The 2,508-nt window shown below is 73.8% G+C and carries 3 protein-coding genes; all 3 read right to left on the reverse strand.

Annotation, left to right across the window (positions count from 1 at the left end; genetic code table 11):
* On the reverse strand, positions 1-1,133 hold a 1,133-nt coding region (locus AOK09_RS36700), incomplete at its 3' end, for a serine/threonine-protein kinase (protein ID WP_157876204.1).
* Between the two features lie 258 nt (positions 1,134-1,391).
* Positions 1,392-1,763 (reverse strand): hypothetical protein, encoded by a 372-nt coding sequence (locus AOK09_RS36705; protein WP_055591487.1) that lies wholly within the window; start codon positions 1,761-1,763, stop codon positions 1,392-1,394.
* A gap of 26 nt (positions 1,764-1,789) precedes the next feature.
* The coding region (locus AOK09_RS43535) for an RHS repeat-associated core domain-containing protein (protein WP_175609396.1) at positions 1,790-2,508 on the reverse strand (719 nt) is incomplete at its 5' end.

Below are 2,508 nucleotides of genomic sequence, written 5' to 3' on the forward strand. Positions count from 1 at the left end.
GGGGGAGGGGTGGGCACGGGCTGCTGCACCGGCCCCGGCGCGGTCTGCGGCGGCTGCGCCGCGGGTCTGAGCTGGGTGGCCGGGGTGACCGGGCGTACGGGTGTGTCCCCGGGGGCGTAGCCGTCGTCCGGCCCGCCGCGCTGCGGCAGGAACCCCTCCTGCCGGGCCTGCCACTCCACCTCCTGGCAGGCGGCCACCCGGGCGAAGATGGCGTCGCCCACCGCCGGGGGCCAGGGGGCGGGCACCTGACGGGTGCTCGCCGCCTCCACCACCTCACCCGGGGTCGGCCGGCGCTCCGGATCCTTGTCCAGGCAGGAGGCGATGAGCTCCGCGAGGTCGGGGTCGGCCGCGGCCACCGCCGCCAGGACGTCGTCCTTGGGCGGCTCGTAGGCGACCCGGTGCAGCACGTCGACGCTGGTGCCGTCGCCGAACGGCGCCCTGCCCGTCACCGCGCAGGCCACCGTGGAGGCCAGCGAGAAGACGTCCGAGGCGGCGGACACCGCCTCGCCCCTGACCTGCTCGGGGGACATGTAGGCGGGGGTGCCGACCTGCTGGCCGGTACTGGTGATGGCGCTGGTCTCGGCGGCCTGCGCGATACCGAAGTCGATCACCCTGGCGCCGTCGGCGGCCAGAACAACATTGGAGGGCTTCAGATCGCGGTGGACGACCCCGACGGCCGCCATGGCCTCGATCGCCAGCCCCAGGTCGGCCGCCAGCCGCCAGGCGGCGGAGGCACCGACGGGTCCCTGCGCGGTCGCGGCGGAGAGGCTGAGGCCGGGGATGTACTCGGTGGCCATCCACACCAGGTCCCCGTCGAGTCCGGTGCCCAGCAGCAGCGCGGTGTGGTCTCCCCGGACCCGGGCCAGTGCGGTGGCCTCGCGCTCGAAGCGCAGCCGGAACTGCGGGTCCTCGGCGTACTCGGGCCGGATCACCTTGACGGCGGCCAGGCCGTGCCCGGCGCTGCTGTCGCGGCCCAGGTAGATACGGCCCATGCCGCCGCTCCCCAGTACCGCCAGCGTGGTGTAGGGGCCGACCTGCCCCGGGTCACTCTGCCGCAGCGGGACGGCCCCCAGCCGGGACAGCCCCGCCGCACGGGCTCCCGGATCGGACGGGAGGCGGTGCTGTTCTGGCATGGGTCGTCCCTGCTTCTCCGGCGTCTGATGGACGAGCGCGAGGGTAGCGCAACGGCCGTCCCGCCGAGGTACTTGACCGGATATCAGCACACCCCCTCCGTGCGGTGGCGGCTCCGGCCGGACGGCCCGCGGCATCGGGTGTCACGGCCGCACCCGGGCGAGAGCGCAACCCGCCGGCGTCCGGTGTCCCTGGTCGCGTACCTGGAGCGGGTGCGGGCCGCCGGGTAGCCGCAGCCCGCACCCGGGCGCAGCCGCCGGTCAGCGCCATTCGTGCACGTCGAGCAGCTCTCCCGTGGTCAGGTCGGGCCTGCCCCAGAGGTCGCCCACCCGGGTGGCGTAGACGGCCAGCAGCCGGCCCTGCGGGTCCTCGTAGGCCAGGTAGTAGCCGATGCGCCAGGAGGGTTCCGGGAGTTCCGGCGGGGCCAGGCGCAGCCGCTCGGTACCGTCCTCGTCGAACACGACGGCGTTGCTCGGCTGCGGTGAACCGCCCTCCAGGGACTCGACGACCAGGACTCCGGGGGGATCGACGCACCGCACGACCGAGGCCGGCGGGTGGGCGAACGTCTTCTCCACGGCCGCGCCGTCGCCCCAGCGCACGGTACGCGACCCTGCCTGCCAGTCGATGTCCATCGCTTGCCTTCCCTGCTCCCCCTCGGTCACCGGATCTCGACGGGATCGCCGATCGGGATCAGTCTGGCACGGTCCTCGAAGTTCAAGATCTCCAACTGGCTCGCGCCGCCCGGCAGATGCCCGAGCAGCGGGTCGTCCTGGGGGCCGATGACGCTCTCCTGGATCCGGATCGGCTCGCCGTCCGGGAAGGCGTACCGCTGCACCAGGGAGACATCGGGCTTCCAGTCGGTGCGGATCGCCAGCTGGTTGCGGACGAAGGCCTGGTTGGGCACGTCGTCGAAGGTGCCGAACCCGCCGGGGCGCGATGCCGGCTGGCCGCGGGAGATGACCATGTTGAACGTCTCCCCCGGCCTGCCCAGCCGCGAAGTGATCGTCGAACCGGGCGCGTTGGGCGGTTCGCGCAGGGCGGGCGGCAGCGCGGCGCGGGCGTGCGGCGACAGGCCGAGCGGGTCGCACCAGGTGTGGGGGTTGCCGACATAGCCGTCGGGGTTGGGCGACGGGACCAGGCCCAGCGGGTCCGGGGTGACATAGCGGGCGGTCTCGGGGTCGTAGTACCGGTGGACGTTGTAGTGGAGGCGGGTCTCGGGGTCGAAGTACTGGCCGGGGAACCGCAGCGGGGTGTAGGTGGCGCTGTCGGCCTGCCAGGTGGTGTTGCCCCAGAGCGTGGGGGTCGCCCGCCAGGCGATGGTGTCGGTGACGGGGTCGACGAGTTCGGTGGGGGTGCCGACCAGGTCGGTGACGATGG

It is taken from the genome of Peterkaempfera griseoplana (assembly GCF_001418575.1).
Lineage (GTDB): Bacteria > Actinomycetota > Actinomycetes > Streptomycetales > Streptomycetaceae > Peterkaempfera > Peterkaempfera griseoplana.

Coding starts and splice junctions, on each gene's coding strand:
- AOK09_RS36705 (WP_055591487.1), bottom strand. CDS start 1,763: ATGGACATCGACTGGCAGGCAGGGTCGCGTACCGTGCGCTGGGGCGAC.